At 61.3% G+C, this 15,111-nt stretch carries 15 protein-coding genes; 1 reads left to right on the top strand and 14 read right to left on the bottom strand.

The window, feature by feature from the left end; genetic code table 11:
* Nucleotides 1–34: 34 nt before the first annotated feature.
* Nucleotides 35–1,279, top strand: coding sequence for an MFS transporter (locus PVV54_RS01645; RefSeq protein WP_274908293.1), 1,245 nt, complete (start codon nt 35–37; stop codon nt 1,277–1,279).
* Between the two features lie 81 nt (nt 1,280–1,360).
* Here PVV54_RS01645 and PVV54_RS01640 read toward each other — a convergent pair whose 3' ends face one another.
* The 14 genes from PVV54_RS01640 to PVV54_RS01575 form a co-directional block, all read right to left on the bottom strand.
* A complete protein-coding gene (locus PVV54_RS01640) occupies nt 1,361–1,708 on the bottom strand; it encodes a YgiW/YdeI family stress tolerance OB fold protein (RefSeq protein WP_274908292.1) in 348 nt (115 codons plus the stop codon).
* Between the two features lie 71 nt (nt 1,709–1,779).
* Complete coding sequence (gene gspL, locus PVV54_RS01635) at nt 1,780–3,081, bottom strand: type II secretion system protein GspL (protein ID WP_274908291.1); 1,302 nt, start codon at nt 3,079–3,081, stop codon at nt 1,780–1,782.
* A 7-nt stretch (nt 3,082–3,088) separates the two neighbouring features.
* Nucleotides 3,089–3,931: a general secretion pathway protein GspK gene (locus tag PVV54_RS01630; RefSeq protein ID WP_274908290.1), complete on the bottom strand. Its 843-nt coding sequence runs from the start codon at nt 3,929–3,931 to the stop codon at nt 3,089–3,091.
* A complete protein-coding gene (gene gspJ / locus PVV54_RS01625) occupies nt 3,928–4,521 on the bottom strand; it encodes a type II secretion system minor pseudopilin GspJ (RefSeq protein WP_274908289.1) in 594 nt (197 codons plus the stop codon). Before gspJ ends, PVV54_RS01630 begins: the two co-directional genes overlap by 4 nt.
* Nucleotides 4,511–4,882 carry a type II secretion system minor pseudopilin GspI gene (gspI, locus tag PVV54_RS01620; RefSeq protein WP_274908288.1) on the bottom strand — a complete coding sequence of 124 codons (372 nt, stop codon included), beginning with the start codon at nt 4,880–4,882 and terminating at the stop codon, nt 4,511–4,513. The genes gspJ and gspI overlap by 11 nt, the downstream gene beginning before the upstream one ends.
* Nucleotides 4,863–5,315, bottom strand: coding sequence for a prepilin-type N-terminal cleavage/methylation domain-containing protein (locus tag PVV54_RS01615; RefSeq protein ID WP_274908287.1), 453 nt, complete (start codon nt 5,313–5,315; stop codon nt 4,863–4,865). Before PVV54_RS01615 ends, gspI begins: the two co-directional genes overlap by 20 nt.
* A complete protein-coding gene (gspG, locus tag PVV54_RS01610) occupies nt 5,312–5,758 on the bottom strand; it encodes a type II secretion system major pseudopilin GspG (protein WP_274908286.1) in 447 nt (148 codons plus the stop codon). Before gspG ends, PVV54_RS01615 begins: the two co-directional genes overlap by 4 nt.
* 2 nt (nt 5,759–5,760) lie before the next feature.
* The gene (gene gspF, locus PVV54_RS01605; RefSeq protein ID WP_274908285.1) at nt 5,761–6,963 is read right to left on the bottom strand and encodes a type II secretion system inner membrane protein GspF; all 1,203 of its coding nucleotides are present in this window, start codon (nt 6,961–6,963) and stop codon (nt 5,761–5,763) included.
* A 5-nt stretch (nt 6,964–6,968) separates the two neighbouring features.
* Nucleotides 6,969–8,432 (bottom strand): type II secretion system ATPase GspE, encoded by a 1,464-nt coding sequence (gene gspE, locus PVV54_RS01600; protein ID WP_274908284.1) that lies wholly within the window; start codon nt 8,430–8,432, stop codon nt 6,969–6,971.
* Nucleotides 8,429–10,246 (bottom strand): type II secretion system secretin GspD, encoded by a 1,818-nt coding sequence (gene gspD, locus PVV54_RS01595; protein WP_274908283.1) that lies wholly within the window; start codon nt 10,244–10,246, stop codon nt 8,429–8,431. The genes gspE and gspD overlap by 4 nt, the downstream gene beginning before the upstream one ends.
* A complete protein-coding gene (locus tag PVV54_RS01590) occupies nt 10,243–10,680 on the bottom strand; it encodes a protein XcpP (protein ID WP_274908282.1) in 438 nt (145 codons plus the stop codon). The genes gspD and PVV54_RS01590 overlap by 4 nt, the downstream gene beginning before the upstream one ends.
* Before the next feature lie 32 nt (nt 10,681–10,712).
* Nucleotides 10,713–12,173, bottom strand: a complete 1,461-nt coding sequence (gene gbpA, locus PVV54_RS01585) for an N-acetylglucosamine-binding protein GbpA (protein WP_274908281.1) — start codon at nt 12,171–12,173, stop codon at nt 10,713–10,715.
* Nucleotides 12,174–12,345: 172 nt separating this feature from the next.
* Nucleotides 12,346–13,410, bottom strand: coding sequence for a uroporphyrinogen decarboxylase (gene hemE / locus PVV54_RS01580; protein WP_274908280.1), 1,065 nt, complete (start codon nt 13,408–13,410; stop codon nt 12,346–12,348).
* Nucleotides 13,411–13,662: 252 nt separating this feature from the next.
* Nucleotides 13,663–15,081, bottom strand: coding sequence for an FAD-dependent oxidoreductase (locus PVV54_RS01575; RefSeq protein ID WP_274908279.1), 1,419 nt, complete (start codon nt 15,079–15,081; stop codon nt 13,663–13,665).
* Between the last annotated feature and the right edge of the window lie 30 nt (nt 15,082–15,111).

The following is a 15,111-nucleotide window of genomic DNA, read 5'->3' as shown; positions in this document are numbered from 1 at the left end:
ATATGCTTTTTTCATCGCGCCAGAGGTACCCATCGTGAAAACTGCTGTAGCCCCCCTTTCTGCTGAACCCGAACCTGCCCCGCTTAACGACATCTGGATCGAAAAAGGCACCCCCGCCTTCATGAAGACCGTGCTGGCGTTGTTCAGCGGCGGGTTTGCCACCTTTGCCCTGCTGTACTGCGTACAACCGATGATGCCGTTGCTGTCGCAGGAGTTTTCGATCAATGCGGCGCAAAGCAGCCTGGTGCTGTCGGTGTCGACCGCAATGCTGGCGTTTGGGCTGTTGATCACCGGGCCCATCTCTGACCGCATCGGGCGCAAGCCGGTGATGGTGTTCGCGCTGGTCTGCGCGGCCTTGTCGACCCTGGCCAGCGCGGTAATGCCCACCTGGGAGCTGGTACTGGCCACGCGCGCCCTGGTGGGCCTTTCCCTTAGCGGCCTGGCGGCGGTGGCAATGACCTACCTGAGCGAGGAAATTCACCCCCAGCACATTGGCCTGGCCATGGGGTTGTACATCGGTGGTAATGCCATCGGCGGCATGAGCGGGCGTTTGATCACCGGGGTACTGATCGACTTCGTAAGTTGGCATACGGCAATGCTCACCATCGGCGGCCTGGCACTCATCGCTGCAGTGGTGTTCTGGAAGGTACTGCCGGAATCGCGCAATTTCCGCCCTCAAGCCATGAACCCGCGCAGCCTGGTGAACGGTTTCGTCATGCACTTCAAGGACGCCGGCCTGCCTTGGCTGTTCCTCGAAGCCTTCCTGCTGATGGGGGCCTTCGTCACGCTGTTCAACTACATCGGCTACCGCCTGCTGGCCGAGCCGTACCATATGAACCAGGCATTGGTTGGCCTGCTCTCAGTGGTGTATTTGTCTGGTATCTACAGCTCGGCGCAAGTTGGCGCCCTGGCGGACAAGCTGGGAAGGCGGAAAGTGTTTTGGGCCAGTATCGTGGTGATGGCGATCGGCATGCTGATGACCCTGGCCAGCCCGCTGACCATGGTGATCCCAGGCATGCTGGTGTTCACTTTCGGTTTCTTCGGCGCGCATTCGGTTGCCAGCAGCTGGATCGGGCGCCGGGCACTCAAGGCCAAGGGGCAGGCCTCGTCGCTGTACCTGTTCTGCTACTACGCTGGGTCGAGTGTGGCGGGCACTGCGGGCGGGGTGTTCTGGCACCAATGGGGCTGGAACGGTATCGGGCTGTTCATTGGCTGCTTGCTGGCGGTGGCGTTGGTGGTGGCATTGCACTTGAGCAGATTGCCGGCCAAAACGGCGTGAGGCATTCGCGGGTGAACCCGCTCCCACTGGGCGCGCAGAGGGCCGGTAGGAGCGGGTTTGCCCCGCGAAAAGACCATCAGATCAATTGACGATCTCGACGATATCCACATCCACCTCACGGCTCATCAGGTGCTTCTCCACCTCACCGGTCAGCTTCACCTTGGTCTTCTCGTTGAACGGCGTGGCAGGCAGGTCTTCGTCATCGATTTCGACGTTGATGGTGCCGGTGTTGTCGTTGAACTCGTACTTGTCGTCGTTGTTGATCTTCTTGGTAACAAAGCCCTGCAGCACCACCGGCGTATCGTCGGCGGCCTCGTTGGCGGCAGCAACCGTGGTAACCGGCTGGGCGCCAGGCCCGGTATAACCGGCAGCCAGGGCAGCGGTGCTGAAAAGCGGGGCAAGGATGATGGCGAGGTAACGAGCTTTCATTTGGCATGATCCTGTTGGGGTTCTGATGGATGCATCCTAGCGAACCCCGCTGAAGCCAAACTTAACGTGCATCAAGGTTGCCCCGACTGCAGTGCGACGTGCGCCAGCATTTGCTCACCGTCAACCTGCAAACGGATTTCATGCAACTGCCCCCCGCCCTGCTCCAGCGAGTGAATCCACTCCATCAATACACGTGGTGGCCCTTGCAGGGCCATGATTACCTGCTGCTCGGAACTCTGCAGGTCAGTAATTCGCAGCCCACTCGCCTGCGCCTGCTCGCTCAGACGCGCTGCGGTCCAGGCTGCAGTGGGCGGCACTGGTACTTGCCGCTGCTGCCCCCCCGCCCAAACCAGCGTGGCACGCACCTCGGCGCCACGTTGCCGGGCTTGTCCGACTTGCAAGTTAGGCAGTCGCTCACGCAACCGCTCCAGGTCTGCAAAACCGTGGGCGACGACATTGACCTGCCAACCCTCGCCTTCAGTGTGCTGTGCAAGCGCGATGGTCAGCCCTCCCGCAGCGACCAACTGCTCGCTCATTTCAGCCAAGTGCTGCATGGAAGAAGGCGGCGCCTGTACTAACTGCCTGTCAGGCTGCTGGCTCGCTGCCCGCAACTCATCGGCATGTCGTACCACTTGGTCGCTACGCCACTGCCCGGCCAGGCTGACCAGCAAACCCGACAATACCAGTGCTCCCACCAGGTGCCGCCAGGGGAACAGCCCATGCCGCCTGGCATAGCCCCCTTGTAACAGGTCGATGGCGCCAGCCGGCTTGTGACAAAGCTCGGCGAGGGCATCGCCAACACGCCGGTTACACAAGGGGTCACCGGCGTAATCCGGTTCGGCCATCCAGTGCATGGGGGGTAGACGGTCCACCAACGCCTGCGCTATCTGCGCACTGGCCGCCAGCCGTACATTTTCCCCGCCCCCTATCAGCCAACGGCCTTCCAGCCACACAGCAGCGGGCCCTTTCTGAGCCAACATATCGGCATCAGCATAAATTGCCCTGGGTTCGATGCCCCGCTCCCGCAGGCACGCCAGCACGCGTTCGAACAGGGCCCGATCAATGGCGAGCACGTGGTCGCCATCGGCACTGAAGGCAAGGTGCAGGGTTTCTAGCGCAGTATCCAGTTGCTCCTCAACGGCATAGGCGAGTGTCTGCCGGCTGGGCCGACGGGTTGACAGCGGCCCGGTCCCACAACACGACAACAACTCCATCGGCAGGACCAGCACGACCGCCTGGCCAACTTGCGGCAGGGGCAATTCTCCAAGCACTGAACGGTACACCTCGCCACCCGACGTCCGAACCCTGACGGGCCACTGTGCCTCGGCACCGCCGATGCCTGCTGGCAACAGATAGATGATGTGCTCAGTCATTCGACACCTACCTCGGTACTCGGGAAAGCGCACGCCGCATGACACGGAACCGATCGCTTCTGGCGTCCAGTTCCACTTCGCTGTAAAGCTGCACACGCACACCGTCAAGATCAGTTCGCAGTGTCAACCCAAACCACCGGCTGCCAACCGCAAGGCCTCGCCCCGTAACGGTGCCCCCTGCCAGAATCGGGTCGGCCAGAAAGCCCTGCACGCTGGCGTAGCCTGCTTCAGGTCTCGCTGCAACCAGGCGCTTGGCGGTAGCGGGCTCAAGACCTTCCAGCATGGCGATCATGCGTGCCGAAGCCGTATTGATGTTGAGCCCGGCCTGTGGGGGCAGTACCACGACCCAAGGCGCCAGGCGTTGCAAAAAAGCTGTATCGACGCCGGGCAACACCCGCAACTGGCTGATGTCGAGCAAAGTATCCACAGGCAGTGTTTCCATGGCTGGAGGCTCCACACCCATGGCCTGACACAGTTGTTGCCAACGCTTCAAAAGCACGGGGTCAACACGGCCGTTTCGTACAAGTGCGCCGAGGTTGAAGCGCCCGGCCAAGTCCTCAACCTGCATGTGCACACTGGCCTGCCCCAGTTCAAGAACCTGAGCCTGTGCCCAGGGTTGCCCCGCATGGATTACAGCCAGGCTTTCGTCGAACTGCCCTCGCAACCTCAGGAGTGCCTTGCGTTCCACGGCCAAAATCAACTGCATGGCTCGCAAGGCTTCAGTCTGGTAACCCAAGGCAGCAACCGATAACTGATGGCTGCGAACCATTGCCACAATCAGCATCATGACCAGGGCCATGATCAGCAACACGGTAACCAACGCCACCCCACGCTGTTGAACGGCCTTCACTGGTGTGTGCTCGCCATGTGCAGCACACGGCGAATCTGCCGGGTGCGCTCGGTAGACAAGGTGACTTCTATGGCCAGGGGGCGATCATTTCCACCCGCAGAGGCTGGCCAGTCGGTTCGCCATCCTTGCCCCGGCACGAACACGCGCCACTGCAATGCCGTTACGCCTTCGAGCAGCCGTTGAGCACGCCCCACACCCTCAGCCAGGGTTCGACGCTGACGCCACAGTACGCCAGCCTCAACCCAGTAACGGACCACCTGCATCTCACCCAGATAAGACGGGCCGGGCGTTTGAGGGCTGTTCACCATCCATTGCAGGCTCTGCCCCTGCAACATCACCGCGTGGCCAGCGGTTTTCATTTGCGAAGGGAAGACTGCATGCAATGTGTCCTGCTGAAGCAGGCCCATTGCTCTGGAAAGGCGTCTGAAGGATTCAGCAGACCCTTGCCGCGCAGCATCTGCTTTGACCATGACGCTCAACAGCTGCGCGCTGCCAGCAGCCAGCAACGCAAAGATCGACACAGCCAGCAACAGCTCCAGCAAGGTGAAGCCAAGTTGCCGGCGCCCCCAGGCAGCGCTGCTAGCTGCCATGGGCAATTTCCAGCCAGCCGGTGGTCTGGTACAGCACCTGCCCGTCCTTTGACAACGCCACCTGCAGGTTTACCTCCAGCCATCCCACACTACGTTGACGTGTCTCCTTCACCTGCCAACTCTGCTCTGCGAAACGAATGGTGACCACACGCTGCCCTGCACCCGTACTGGACTGAAGCTTCATTTCTGCCAGATGGTTATCGGCAACCCAACTGGCAAACAACCGCTCGTTCAACTGCCGGGCCTGCTGCAACACGTGTTGCATGGCAAGGCCGCCAGCGGTAGCCAGCACGGCAAAAACGGCCAGCGCGATCAGCACCTCCAGCAAGGTGAACCCTCGCTCAGCAACCAATGCGCGCATCAAGGCCATCACTCACGACACACGCCAGCGTTTCACCGGCCCGACCAAACGCCAGTACGAACGGCGCGTGTTCCTGATCACCGCTGAGCTGAAGTTGTGGGGCATTCCCAGGCAATTCGCTGACGCTATCCAGCTCCAGCTGCAGTTCCAGGTCGCTCGCCACCCGCCTCCCAGTGAGATACCAACCGCGCTCGGTGTATCGCATCACCTGAAAACCGCCAGCATCGATGTGCATACCCAGCAATTGCCCCTCAAGCAACGCACGGTCGCGTGACTGCTCGAACAGCTGCAAGAACATCTGCGCGTCCTGCTGTGCAAGCCGATGAGGGCTGCCCAGGGGTACCAACCTGGCCATGCTGATCACGGTGCCGAGCACGGCCAGCACCAGCAGCACCTCCAGCAAGGTGAACCCGCACATCTGTCGGCGCTTCATGGTTGCCAGTTGCCGATGTCGGCATCCAGAGCGTCGCCACCTGGCCGCCCATCCCCCCCCAGGGAAAACAGGTCGAAGCCTTGATTGGAGCGGGTCGCCGGGCTGGCGTACTGGTAGGCAGCCCCCCAAGGGTCGATCGGTACGCTGTTGAGGTAGCCTGAAGCATTCCACAGCCTGGGCAACGGAGCTTGCGTGGGGCGCATCACCAGCGCTTCCAGCCCTTGGGCAGTGCTTGGGTAACGGCCGTTGTCCAACCGGTAAACTTCAAGCGCCGTCGAGATCGACTGCAGGTCGGTGCGGGCTGCCGTCAGCTTGGCGTGGTCCGGGCGGCTCATGACATTGGGCAAAACCAGTCCGCCGAGCACTCCGAGGATGATGACCACTACCATGATTTCGATCAGCGTGAAGCCCCATTGCGGGCGTTGAAGGGTGCGGTTAGCCATAGTCAGGTGACCAGTTGGTTGAGGTTGAGGATGGGCATCAGGATGGCGAGCACGATGAACAGCACAATGCCGCCCATCGTCAGCAGCATGACGGGCTCGCACAGGCTGACCAGCAAGGCGATACGGGACGCGAGGTGCTTTTCCTGCAGGTCGGCGGCACGCTCCAGCATGGTGTCGAGCTCACCGGCCCGCTCCCCACTGGCAATCATGTGCAGGGTCAACACAGGTAGCGCGGCAGAGCGCGTCAGGCTGCTGGCAAGGCTCGTGCCTTCGGCGACTTCGCGCGCAGCACAGGCCAGGCGCTCGCGCAATGCAAGGTTGCTGGTGACAGCCGCTGCGATGTGCATGGCTTCGACCAACGCGACGCCGCTTCTGCCAAGGGTTGCCAACGTGGCGACAAAACGTGCGGCATCGCTGGCCCGGACAAACGCGCTCCACAGTGGCAGACGCAACGCAAACTCATCCCAACGCTGGCGCCTGGCGGGCTGCCGCAGTGCCCAGCAGGCCAGCATCACTGCCAAGGCACCCACCATCAGCGCAAGCCAGCCAAAGCGCGCCGTGAAATCACTCATGACCATCAGGAGGCGCGTCGCGAAGGGCAATTGCGCGTGGCCTCGGGCGAAAGCCTGGACCACGTCGGGCACCACGTAGCCCAGCAAAAAGCCCACAACCAGGATGGAGACCATCAGCAAGATGGCTGGGTAGACCAACGCCAGTTTCACCTTCTGGCGCAGTGCCTGTTGTCGCTCAGCATGGTCGGCCAAGCGCTCGAACACCTCCGGCAGGTAGCCCGAACGCTCCGCGGCGGCCACCGTGGCGCGGTAAACAGGTGGAAAGGCCTGAGGGTGCTCTTCCAGGGCTTGCGCCAGAGTAAACCCTTCGGCCACCCGCTCGCCGACTGCACGTAATACCTGACGAACATCTGCGCGCTCGCTCTGCGATGAAACGGCTTGAAGCACCTCCGTCAGCGGCATGCCTGCACGCAACAAGGTCGCCAATTGCCGAGTGGCTATAGACAGTCGACCACCCCCCAACGGATTGGTAGTGGCCAATCCCGGTGGTAGATAAAACCGCACAGGCCTGATCGAAACGATGGACCACCCGCGCGCGCGCAATGCCTGCCGCGCCTGCAACGCAGCCGATGCTTCCAGCGTGCCCCGCTGTCGTACCCCGTTACCGTCGCGGGCCTCGAATCTGAATCGCATGCCGGTCATTGCTGCCCCGCGACCCGGAGCAGTTCCTCAACACTCGTTTCCCCCTCACACACGCGCAGCACCCCGTGCTGAAACAAGCTGGGAGTGTGCTGGCGGGCAAGCTCAAGAAGGTGTGACGGTGAGTTCCTTTCGTGGATGGCTTCGGCCAGGTCGGGAGTGACGATAATCAGCTCATGCAACGCAAGGCGACCGCTGTAGCCTTGATGGCATGCCTCGCAGCCCTTCGGGCGAAAGACCACTGAAGGCAGGTCAACCGGGTGCCCCAACAGACCGACAGTCGCGCTATCCGGCGCACTGCCCACCTTGCAGTGGGGGCACAGTTTGCGAACCAGCCGCTGTGCCATCACCCCCGACAGTGAAGACGCCAGCAGACAAGGGTCGACCCCCATGTCGGTCAAACGGCTGATAGCCCCCAGCGCGCTGTTGGTGTGCAAGGTGGACAACACCAGATGGCCGGTCAGCGAAGCCTGCACGGCAATGTCGGCGGTTTCACGGTCACGGATTTCACCCACCATCACCACGTCAGGGTCTTGCCGCAAAATGGCTCGCAGCCCTCTGGCGAACGTCATGTCGACCTTTGTGTTGACAGGCGTCTGGCCAATGCCGGGCAGGTGGTATTCGATCGGGTCTTCCACGGTAAGTATGTTGCGCGTCACCTGATTGAGTACCGACAGTGCCGTGTACAACGTGGTGGTCTTGCCTGATCCGGTCGGGCCGGTGACCAGGACGATGCCGTTGGGTTTGGCGAGCAAGCTCAGGAACGCTGATCGAGTGCCCTCCTGCATGTGCATATGCTCGATATCCAGCCTGACTGCCTGCTTGTCCAGAAGCCTCAGCACCACACGCTCATCATGTGCTGCCGGCAACGTCGATACGCGCACATCCACCTCTCGACCGGCAAGCCGCAGGCTGATCCTGCCATCCTGCGGAATGCGCTTCTGGGCAATGTCCAGGCGCGCCATCACCTTGATTCGCGACACCAGAAACGCCGACAGCGCGCGCGGCGGCGAGAGCACTTCCCGCATGACGCCATCGATGCGCATGCGCACCCGCAGTTGCTCCTCGAAGGTTTCCAGATGAATATCCGAGGCCCCGGACCTGACAGCCTCGCTGAGCAGCGCATTGAGCAAGCGGATGATTGGCGCATCGCCCTGCTGGTCGAGCAGATCGCTCGTCTGTGGCAACTCTTCGCTCAACCGGGTCAAGTCGATTTGTTGATCGATACCCTGCACCAGCGTCTGTGCGGCATCCTGCGTGTCGCCATAACAATGCGCCAGGCGCTCGGCAAAGGTGCTGGCATCGACGCAGCGCAATGGCCAGCCAGCCCCCAGTTGCCGCAATGCCTCAGACAGCGAATGCAGAGATGCCCCTTCGCGCATCAGCAAGCATGGCTGCACGTCTTGCTGGTCCAGCAAAATGCCGTGGCGCCGTGCGAATCCGAACGTCAGGGGCATTGTCATGGGCGCGCCTCGAACAGCCCGTCTACTTCGTCCGGCAGGCTGGGCGCCCCCGGCGCGCGCACTTCACGATAAGCACGCTGGCCCGCCTCGACCGCTTCTTGCTGGCTGCGCAGGATGGTCGGGCGCAGAAACACCATCAGGTTGGTTTTCTCGTCAACATCCCTTTGCCAACGGAACAGGCCGCCAATCAACGGCAAGCGGCCCAGAAACGGCACGCTGCGCTGTTCACTGCGCACGCTGTCCTTGATCAGCCCGCCGATTACGATGATCTCGCCGTCGGCCGCCAGAATGGTGCTTTTAAGGGTCCGCTTGTTGGTGATCAGGTCATTTTCAAGCGTGCTGGGTGCCAACTCGGAGCTTTCCTGCTCGACCTCCAGCCTCAGGCTGTTCCCTTCGTTGATGTGCGGCCGGATTTTCAGGCTGATGCCGATGTCCTTGCGCTCGATGGTGGTGAAGGGGTTTTCCGAACCATTGCCTGGGGTAGCGTAGGAGCCCGATTTGAAGGGCACGTTCTGGCCCACCAGGATCTGCGCTTCCTGATTGTCCAGTGTCAACAGGCTAGGGGTGGACAGCAAGTTGCTGCGGGTGTTGCTGGCCAGCGCAGTCACCAGCGCGGCAAAGCGGTCCGAGCCGATTGCCAATGCTGCACCTGCCGGGTTTAAAGCAGTACCACCAAGCAGCGCGGGCAAAGAAATGCCGCTGTCAGGAAAGCTGACACCCCCTTTAAGGCTGCCGCTGTCCACGCCCCATTGCAGCCCCAGCGCCTCGCTGATATCGCCGCTCACCTCGACGATTGCAGCATGGATCAACACTTGCGCCCTGGGCTGGTCGAGTTGCCCGATGATGTTTTCCAGGCCTGCCATGACTTCGGGTGGGCCGAGAAGCACCAGCGCATTCTGGCTGACGTCCGCTTTCACCAGCGCCTGGGTAGCCAGCGCACCCATGGCCTGCCCGTCGCGAGCCGGATCACCGCCCAGTTTGCCGCCCACCTCGCCGAGCACTTCGGCCAACTGTTCGGCGTTGCCGTGCTGCAAGCGCACCACGCGCCAGTTCTGCGACGTCGGCGGAGCCGGTACATCCAGCGAGCGCGCCAACTGGGCCAGCCGCTGCCGGGATTTTGCCGGGCCAAGAATCAGCAAGCCGTTGCTGCGACTGTCGGCAAGCACGCGCACGCCGCTGTCCACGCCACCCGCGGCAGCTTCAAGCGTTGGTTGCAATTCGGTGGCCCGACCTTGCTTGAGCATAACCAGTTCATGGTCATGCCGTTGTCCACTGTCGAGCTGCGCCACAAGCGCCTGAAGCCTGTCCAGATTGGCCGCAGAGTCCGTCACCACCAACGCATTGGCCGAACTGGAGGGCCCGATGTATCCATTGCCGGATACCAGAGGCCGTAACAAGCCTGCCAGGTCTGCGGCCAGGCTGCCGGACAGGCTGAAAACCCGAGTGGTGAACGCTGCCGGAATAGCATCCAGCTGATGATTGGCCCATGCCTTGGCCTCGCTTGCAGGCAGGATCAACAGGCGTTGATCGTCGTTAACCGCCGCAAAACCATGGGCATTGAGCACCGAATAGAACAATCGCCGAACGCCTTCGCGGTCCAGCCGCTCATTGGAAAGCACGGTGATGCGCCCTTGGACACGAGGGTCGAGGATGATTGACTGGTCCAGGATGGCGCCCACTTCCCGTACCACATCACGCACGTCGGCATCATTCATCGACATTTGCCACGTGGTGGCTTCGGCCAACGCACAGAGGCTCGTCAGCATGAAGTAGGCGCCCAGCCCTGCACGCTGAAGCTTCGGCCTGAAGGTCATTTGAACTCCTGCAAATATTGAAACGGGGCAGAGCCCGACAAGGCCAGGCGCTGCTCCCGGCCATTGGCCCAGATGACGAGTGCATCAGTGCTTATCCGCCGCACGGTGGCACCACCCGGTAGGCGGTCCCCCACCTGATGGATAGCCGCTTTGGCGTCAACCAGCAGCAGCGCGCGTGCAGGGCCGTGGGTGGGCACGAATGTGGCTTTGAGCACAATGTCCTTGCGCTCGGGCTGCGTATCAGGCTCCGTGCTCAGGCCGAATGCCAACGCCAACAGGGCACCGGGCAACGGTAATGGCGGTGCGCTGGCAAAGGGTTGCGACAACGCGGCGGGCTCGATTTGCCTGGTTTGCGGAATCGCCCGCCCCTGCCACGCCATACCTGCGAGGGTCAGGGACGGGATTACCACCCAGCACAGCAAGCGCAAGGTCATGATCTAGCCCGGCATCCAGCGCGCCGCCACCATCAACGCCTGATCCAGGCCGATTGCCAGTCGCTCCCTACCCCTGGCTCATACTGGTTCGCACTGGAGGAGTAAATGCGGCACCAACCATCCACCGGGAATGGCAGGCACTCGTAGACACCGCCATCTTTGGGCTGAAGCACACGCGTACCTTCGCGGTAGACGTCAATCGATTGCGGGTAGACAAAATCGTGCTCGCCGCCGTCTGCCGAGCGCAGCAGCACGGGATGCTCCTGCTGTAGCAGAACGCGGCTGTCTTCATCGGTACCGACAATCTTGAGCAGGTGCTCGCCTGCCGAGCTCTCGGCGTGCAGCGAAAATGGCCGGGTGGTGGAGTCCACTTGTCCGCTCGCAAACCCAACCTGGCTGTCGGCGCTGTTGTACAGGGTGGCGCGCACCTCCAGGTCACGGTTGGTCATGACTGAAAAATCGAGCGTCGCCTTGCCGCCCTCAAGCACATACTCCGGCTTCAGGCCGTGCACATGCATATAGGCATCGTCACCTGGCTCACCGTCAAACTCCAGTTCGTAGCCTGTAACACCGCTCTCCTGTTTGGCGTAGATGATATTAGGGCCCTGGATAGGCGCAATAATGCCTTCCGAATCCTTATGCCCGGCGCGGATCAGCGTCTGGGTCTGGTTGAGTTGGGCAGCGAGCTTGTAAGACCAATTGGCCGCAATCGCCTCCTCTGCAGTGCCAATGGAGATTTCGGCACTGTACGACTCGTCCTCCGAAGAACCGACGAAGGCTCTGGCCTTGACCTTGTCACCTACCTGAAGGTCGCGATGCGGGTCTATGCTGCTGACCTGCCGCCACTCCGGCGCCGGGCCCCCTTCAATTTGGATATCGACATCGATCACCTTGTAGAAGGCGTTGACCGTGTCAGCAACGGTCCACACACCAAGAATCACATGGTGCCCGGTTCGATCCGCCGGGATGATGCAGGCGTGCTTTTCCCGGCCTGGACCCGGGGTATTCGTATCGCGCGGGAATTCGCCCTTGCCGTCGACGGTGCAGAACGGTTTTGAATCGAAGGTCGAACGCGCCAATGGGGCGTTGCGGTTCCAACCCGGTTTGCTGATGAAATACTCCCACCCGGTAGTTAGGTGAGCCTTGGTGTAGTACCAATCGAATTCGACCGCAGGGTTGTCAATCTGCATGAGTGTCCAGCGATTGGCAGATTGCTCATCAATCGCTGCAAACCTCGATATGCCACCGCTTGCGATCTTGCCATCAGCTGGCCCGCTGGCAGGGTAACCCTTGTTGGTTTCGCCAACGCTTTGCGGTTCGTCAACTACCGCACCACAGCCAGTGTTCTGCCTAAGGCGACACGCGTAATCCCTGGAGGGTGGGTCGCTCAGGTAGCCATGGGCATTTGCCACGTTTGGCAAGAAACCAACCACGCTCAGGGCGGCAAGTGCACCACCTGCCAATAAGCCTGTTCGTACTACGCACTGCTTCATGTAACACCTCCACATGCGCTCGATGTTCTGGCCAGTATTTGAACTGGCGGGATACGTCGAATGCTAAAGAGGCGCAGAGCGGTGTTGTGTAAGGCAGATTCGCTGAGAAATGTGGGAGGGGTCGCGAAAGAAAGAAGGGAGATTGCTCAGGCCAATCTCCCTTCCCGAGGCGTTACGCGTGGTACTGCGCCGACAGTTCGTGCACAGCGTTGATGAACACGCCAGCATGCTCCGGGTCGACTTCCGGTGTAATGCCATGGCCAAGGTTGAACACGTGGCCAGAACCTTTGCCATAGCTGGCCAGAATACGCGCCACTTCCTTGCGGATGGCCTCTGGCTTGGCGTACAGCACCGTCGGGTCCATGTTGCCTTGCAGAGCCACTTTGTCACCCACACGGCGGCGGGCATCACCGATTTCGCAGGTCCAGTCCAGGCCCAGCGCATCGGCGCCAGCTTCGGCAATGCTTTCCAGCCACAGCCCACCATTCTTGGTGAACAGGATCACCGGTACCTTGCGCCCTTCATGCTCACGAATCAGGCCGCTTACGATCTTGCGCATGTAGGACAGGGAGAACTCCTGGTAGGCAGCAGCAGACAAGTTGCCACCCCAAGTGTCGAAGATCTGCACAGCCTGGGCACCGGCAAGGATCTGGCCGTTCAGGTAGCTGGTGACCGACTGGGCCAGCTTGTCCAGCAGCAAGTGCAAGGCCTCGGGGTTGTCGTAGGCCATCGCCTTGGTTTTGCGGAAGTCCTTCGACGAGCCGCCCTCCACCATGTAGGTGGCCAGCGTCCACGGGCTGCCGGAGAAGCCGATCAACGGTACACGGCCGTTCAGCTCGCGGCGGATGGTGCTGACGGCGTCCATCACATAGCCGAGGTCTTTTTGCGGATCAGGGATCGGCAGCGCCTCGATGTCGGCCAACGTGCTGACAACTTTCTTGAAACGCGGGCCTTCACCGGTTTCGAAGTACAGGCCCTGGCCCATGGCGTCGGGAATGGTGAGGATGTCCGAGAACAGGATCGCCGCATCCAGTGGGTAGCGCTCCAGCGGCTGAAGGGTAACCTCGCAGGCGAACTGCGGATTCATGCACAGGCTCATGAAGTCGCCGGCCTTGGCGCGGCTGGCGCGGTACTCAGGCAGATAACGGCCGGCTTGGCGCATCATCCACACTGGGGTGACGTCTACGGGTTGCTTTAGCAGAGCACGCAGGAAACGGTCATTCTTCAAGGCAGTCATGTCGGCATCCGGGAAAATAGTGCGGGCATTTTCTCAGACGGCAGCGCAAAAGGCACGGATGCGACCATGCGTTTTGTCTATCGAGTGCCATAGATCAAACGATTTTGTATACAAATTTTCGATTTTGGGGCTGCTTCGCAGCCCTGTCCGACCGGTCCGGCGCCCCGGCAAGGCCGCTCCCACAGGGGAGTGGGTACCCCTGTGGGAGCGGCCTCGTGTCGCGAAAGGGCCGCAAAGCGGCCCCACGATGGATCAGACTTCCAGATAGTCCAGGATGCCCTCAGCAGCCGTACGCCCTTCGAAAATGGCAGTCACCACCAAGTCCGAACCGCGCACCATGTCGCCACCGGCAAACACTTTCGGGTTGCTGGTCTGGTGCTTGAACTTGCCCTTTTCCGGTGCCACCACACGGCCCTGGCTGTCCATCTGAATACCGTGCTGCTCGAACCACGGCGCCGGGCTCGGGCGGAAGCCGAAGGCGATCACCACGGCGTCAGCCGGCAGAATCTCTTCAGAACCCGGAATCGGCTCGGGGCTGCGGCGGCCACGGGCATCCGGCTCGCCGAGACGGGTCTCTACCACCTTCACGCCTTCGACCTTGTCTTCACCCACGATAGCGATCGGCTGGCGGTTGTAGAGGAATTTCACGCCTTCTTCCTTGGCGTTTTTCACTTCTTTGCGCGAACCCGGCATGTTGGCTTCGTCACGACGGTAGGCACAGGTAACCGCCTTGGCACCCTGGCGAATCGAGGTGCGGTTGCAGTCCATCGCGGTGTCACCACCGCCCAGCACTACGACCTTCTTGCCCTGCATGTCGATGAAGTCTTCCGGCGATTTCTCGAAGCCCAGGTTGCGGTTGACGTTGGCGATCAGGAAGTCCAGCGCGTCGTGCACGCCCGGCAGGTCTTCACCCGGGAAACCACCTTTCATGTAGGTGTAGGTACCCATGCCCATGAACACAGCGTCGTACTCGGCGAGCAGCTGTTCCATGGTAATGTCCTTGCCCACCTCGGTGTTCAGGCGGAACTCGATGCCCATGCCGGTGAAGACTTCGCGGCGATTGCTCAGCACGGTCTTTTCCAGCTTGAACTCGGGGATGCCGAAAGTCAGCAGGCCGCCGATTTCCGGGTTCTTGTCGAATACCACCGGGGTCACGCCGGCACGCACCAGCACGTCGGCACAGCCCAGGCCAGCCGGGCCGGCACCGATGATGGCAACGCGCTTGCCAGTCGGTTTGACCTTGGACATGTCCGGGCGCCAGCCCATGGCGAAAGCGGTGTCGGTGATGTACTTCTCCACCGAGCCGATGGTCACGGCGCCAAAGCCGTCGTTCAGGGTGCAGGCACCCTCGCACAGGCGGTCTTGCGGGCACACGCGGCCGCACACTTCCGGCAGAGTGTTGGTTTGGTGCGACAGCTCGGCTGCCGCCAGGATGTTGCCTTCGGAAACCAGCTTCAACCAGTTGGGGATGAAGTTGTGGACCGGGCACTTCCATTCGCAATAAGGGTTACCGCAGCCCAGGCAGCGGTGCGCCTGGTCCACGGACTGCTGCGGCTTGAACGGTTCGTAGATTTCCACGAACTCCTTCTTGCGCTGGCGCAGCAGCTTCTTCTTCGGGTCCTTGCGGCCCACTTCGATGAACTGGAAGTCGTTGTTCAGACGTTCAGCCATTTTTCAAAACCTCTTTACCGCAGTTGCCGG

The organism is Pseudomonas sp. PSKL.D1 (assembly GCF_028898945.1).
Taxonomy (GTDB): domain Bacteria; phylum Pseudomonadota; class Gammaproteobacteria; order Pseudomonadales; family Pseudomonadaceae; genus Aquipseudomonas.
This window is presented reverse-complemented; position numbering and strand designations above follow the sequence as displayed.

Bases quoted from the DNA above. Each gene is read 5' to 3' on its own strand.
- PVV54_RS01640 (WP_274908292.1), bottom strand. From the start codon at position 1,708: ATGAAAGCTCGTTACCTCGCCATCATCCTTGCCCCGCTTTTCAGCACC.
- gspL (WP_274908291.1), bottom strand. From the start codon at position 3,081: ATGACTGAGCACATCATCTATCTGTTGCCAGCAGGCATCGGCGGTGCC.
- gspJ (WP_274908289.1), bottom strand. From the start codon at position 4,521: ATGGCAGCTAGCAGCGCTGCCTGGGGGCGCCGGCAACTTGGCTTCACC.
- gspI (WP_274908288.1), bottom strand. From the start codon at position 4,882: ATGCGCGCATTGGTTGCTGAGCGAGGGTTCACCTTGCTGGAGGTGCTG.
- PVV54_RS01615 (WP_274908287.1), bottom strand. From the start codon at position 5,315: ATGAAGCGCCGACAGATGTGCGGGTTCACCTTGCTGGAGGTGCTGCTG.
- gspG (WP_274908286.1), bottom strand. From the start codon at position 5,758: ATGGCTAACCGCACCCTTCAACGCCCGCAATGGGGCTTCACGCTGATC.
- gspF (WP_274908285.1), bottom strand. From the start codon at position 6,963: ATGCGATTCAGATTCGAGGCCCGCGACGGTAACGGGGTACGACAGCGG.
- gspE (WP_274908284.1), bottom strand. From the start codon at position 8,432: ATGACAATGCCCCTGACGTTCGGATTCGCACGGCGCCACGGCATTTTG.
- gspD (WP_274908283.1), bottom strand. From the start codon at position 10,246: ATGACCTTCAGGCCGAAGCTTCAGCGTGCAGGGCTGGGCGCCTACTTC.
- PVV54_RS01590 (WP_274908282.1), bottom strand. From the start codon at position 10,680: ATGACCTTGCGCTTGCTGTGCTGGGTGGTAATCCCGTCCCTGACCCTC.
- gbpA (WP_274908281.1), bottom strand. From the start codon at position 12,173: ATGAAGCAGTGCGTAGTACGAACAGGCTTATTGGCAGGTGGTGCACTT.
- hemE (WP_274908280.1), bottom strand. From the start codon at position 13,410: ATGACTGCCTTGAAGAATGACCGTTTCCTGCGTGCTCTGCTAAAGCAA.
- PVV54_RS01575 (WP_274908279.1), bottom strand. From the start codon at position 15,081: ATGGCTGAACGTCTGAACAACGACTTCCAGTTCATCGAAGTGGGCCGC.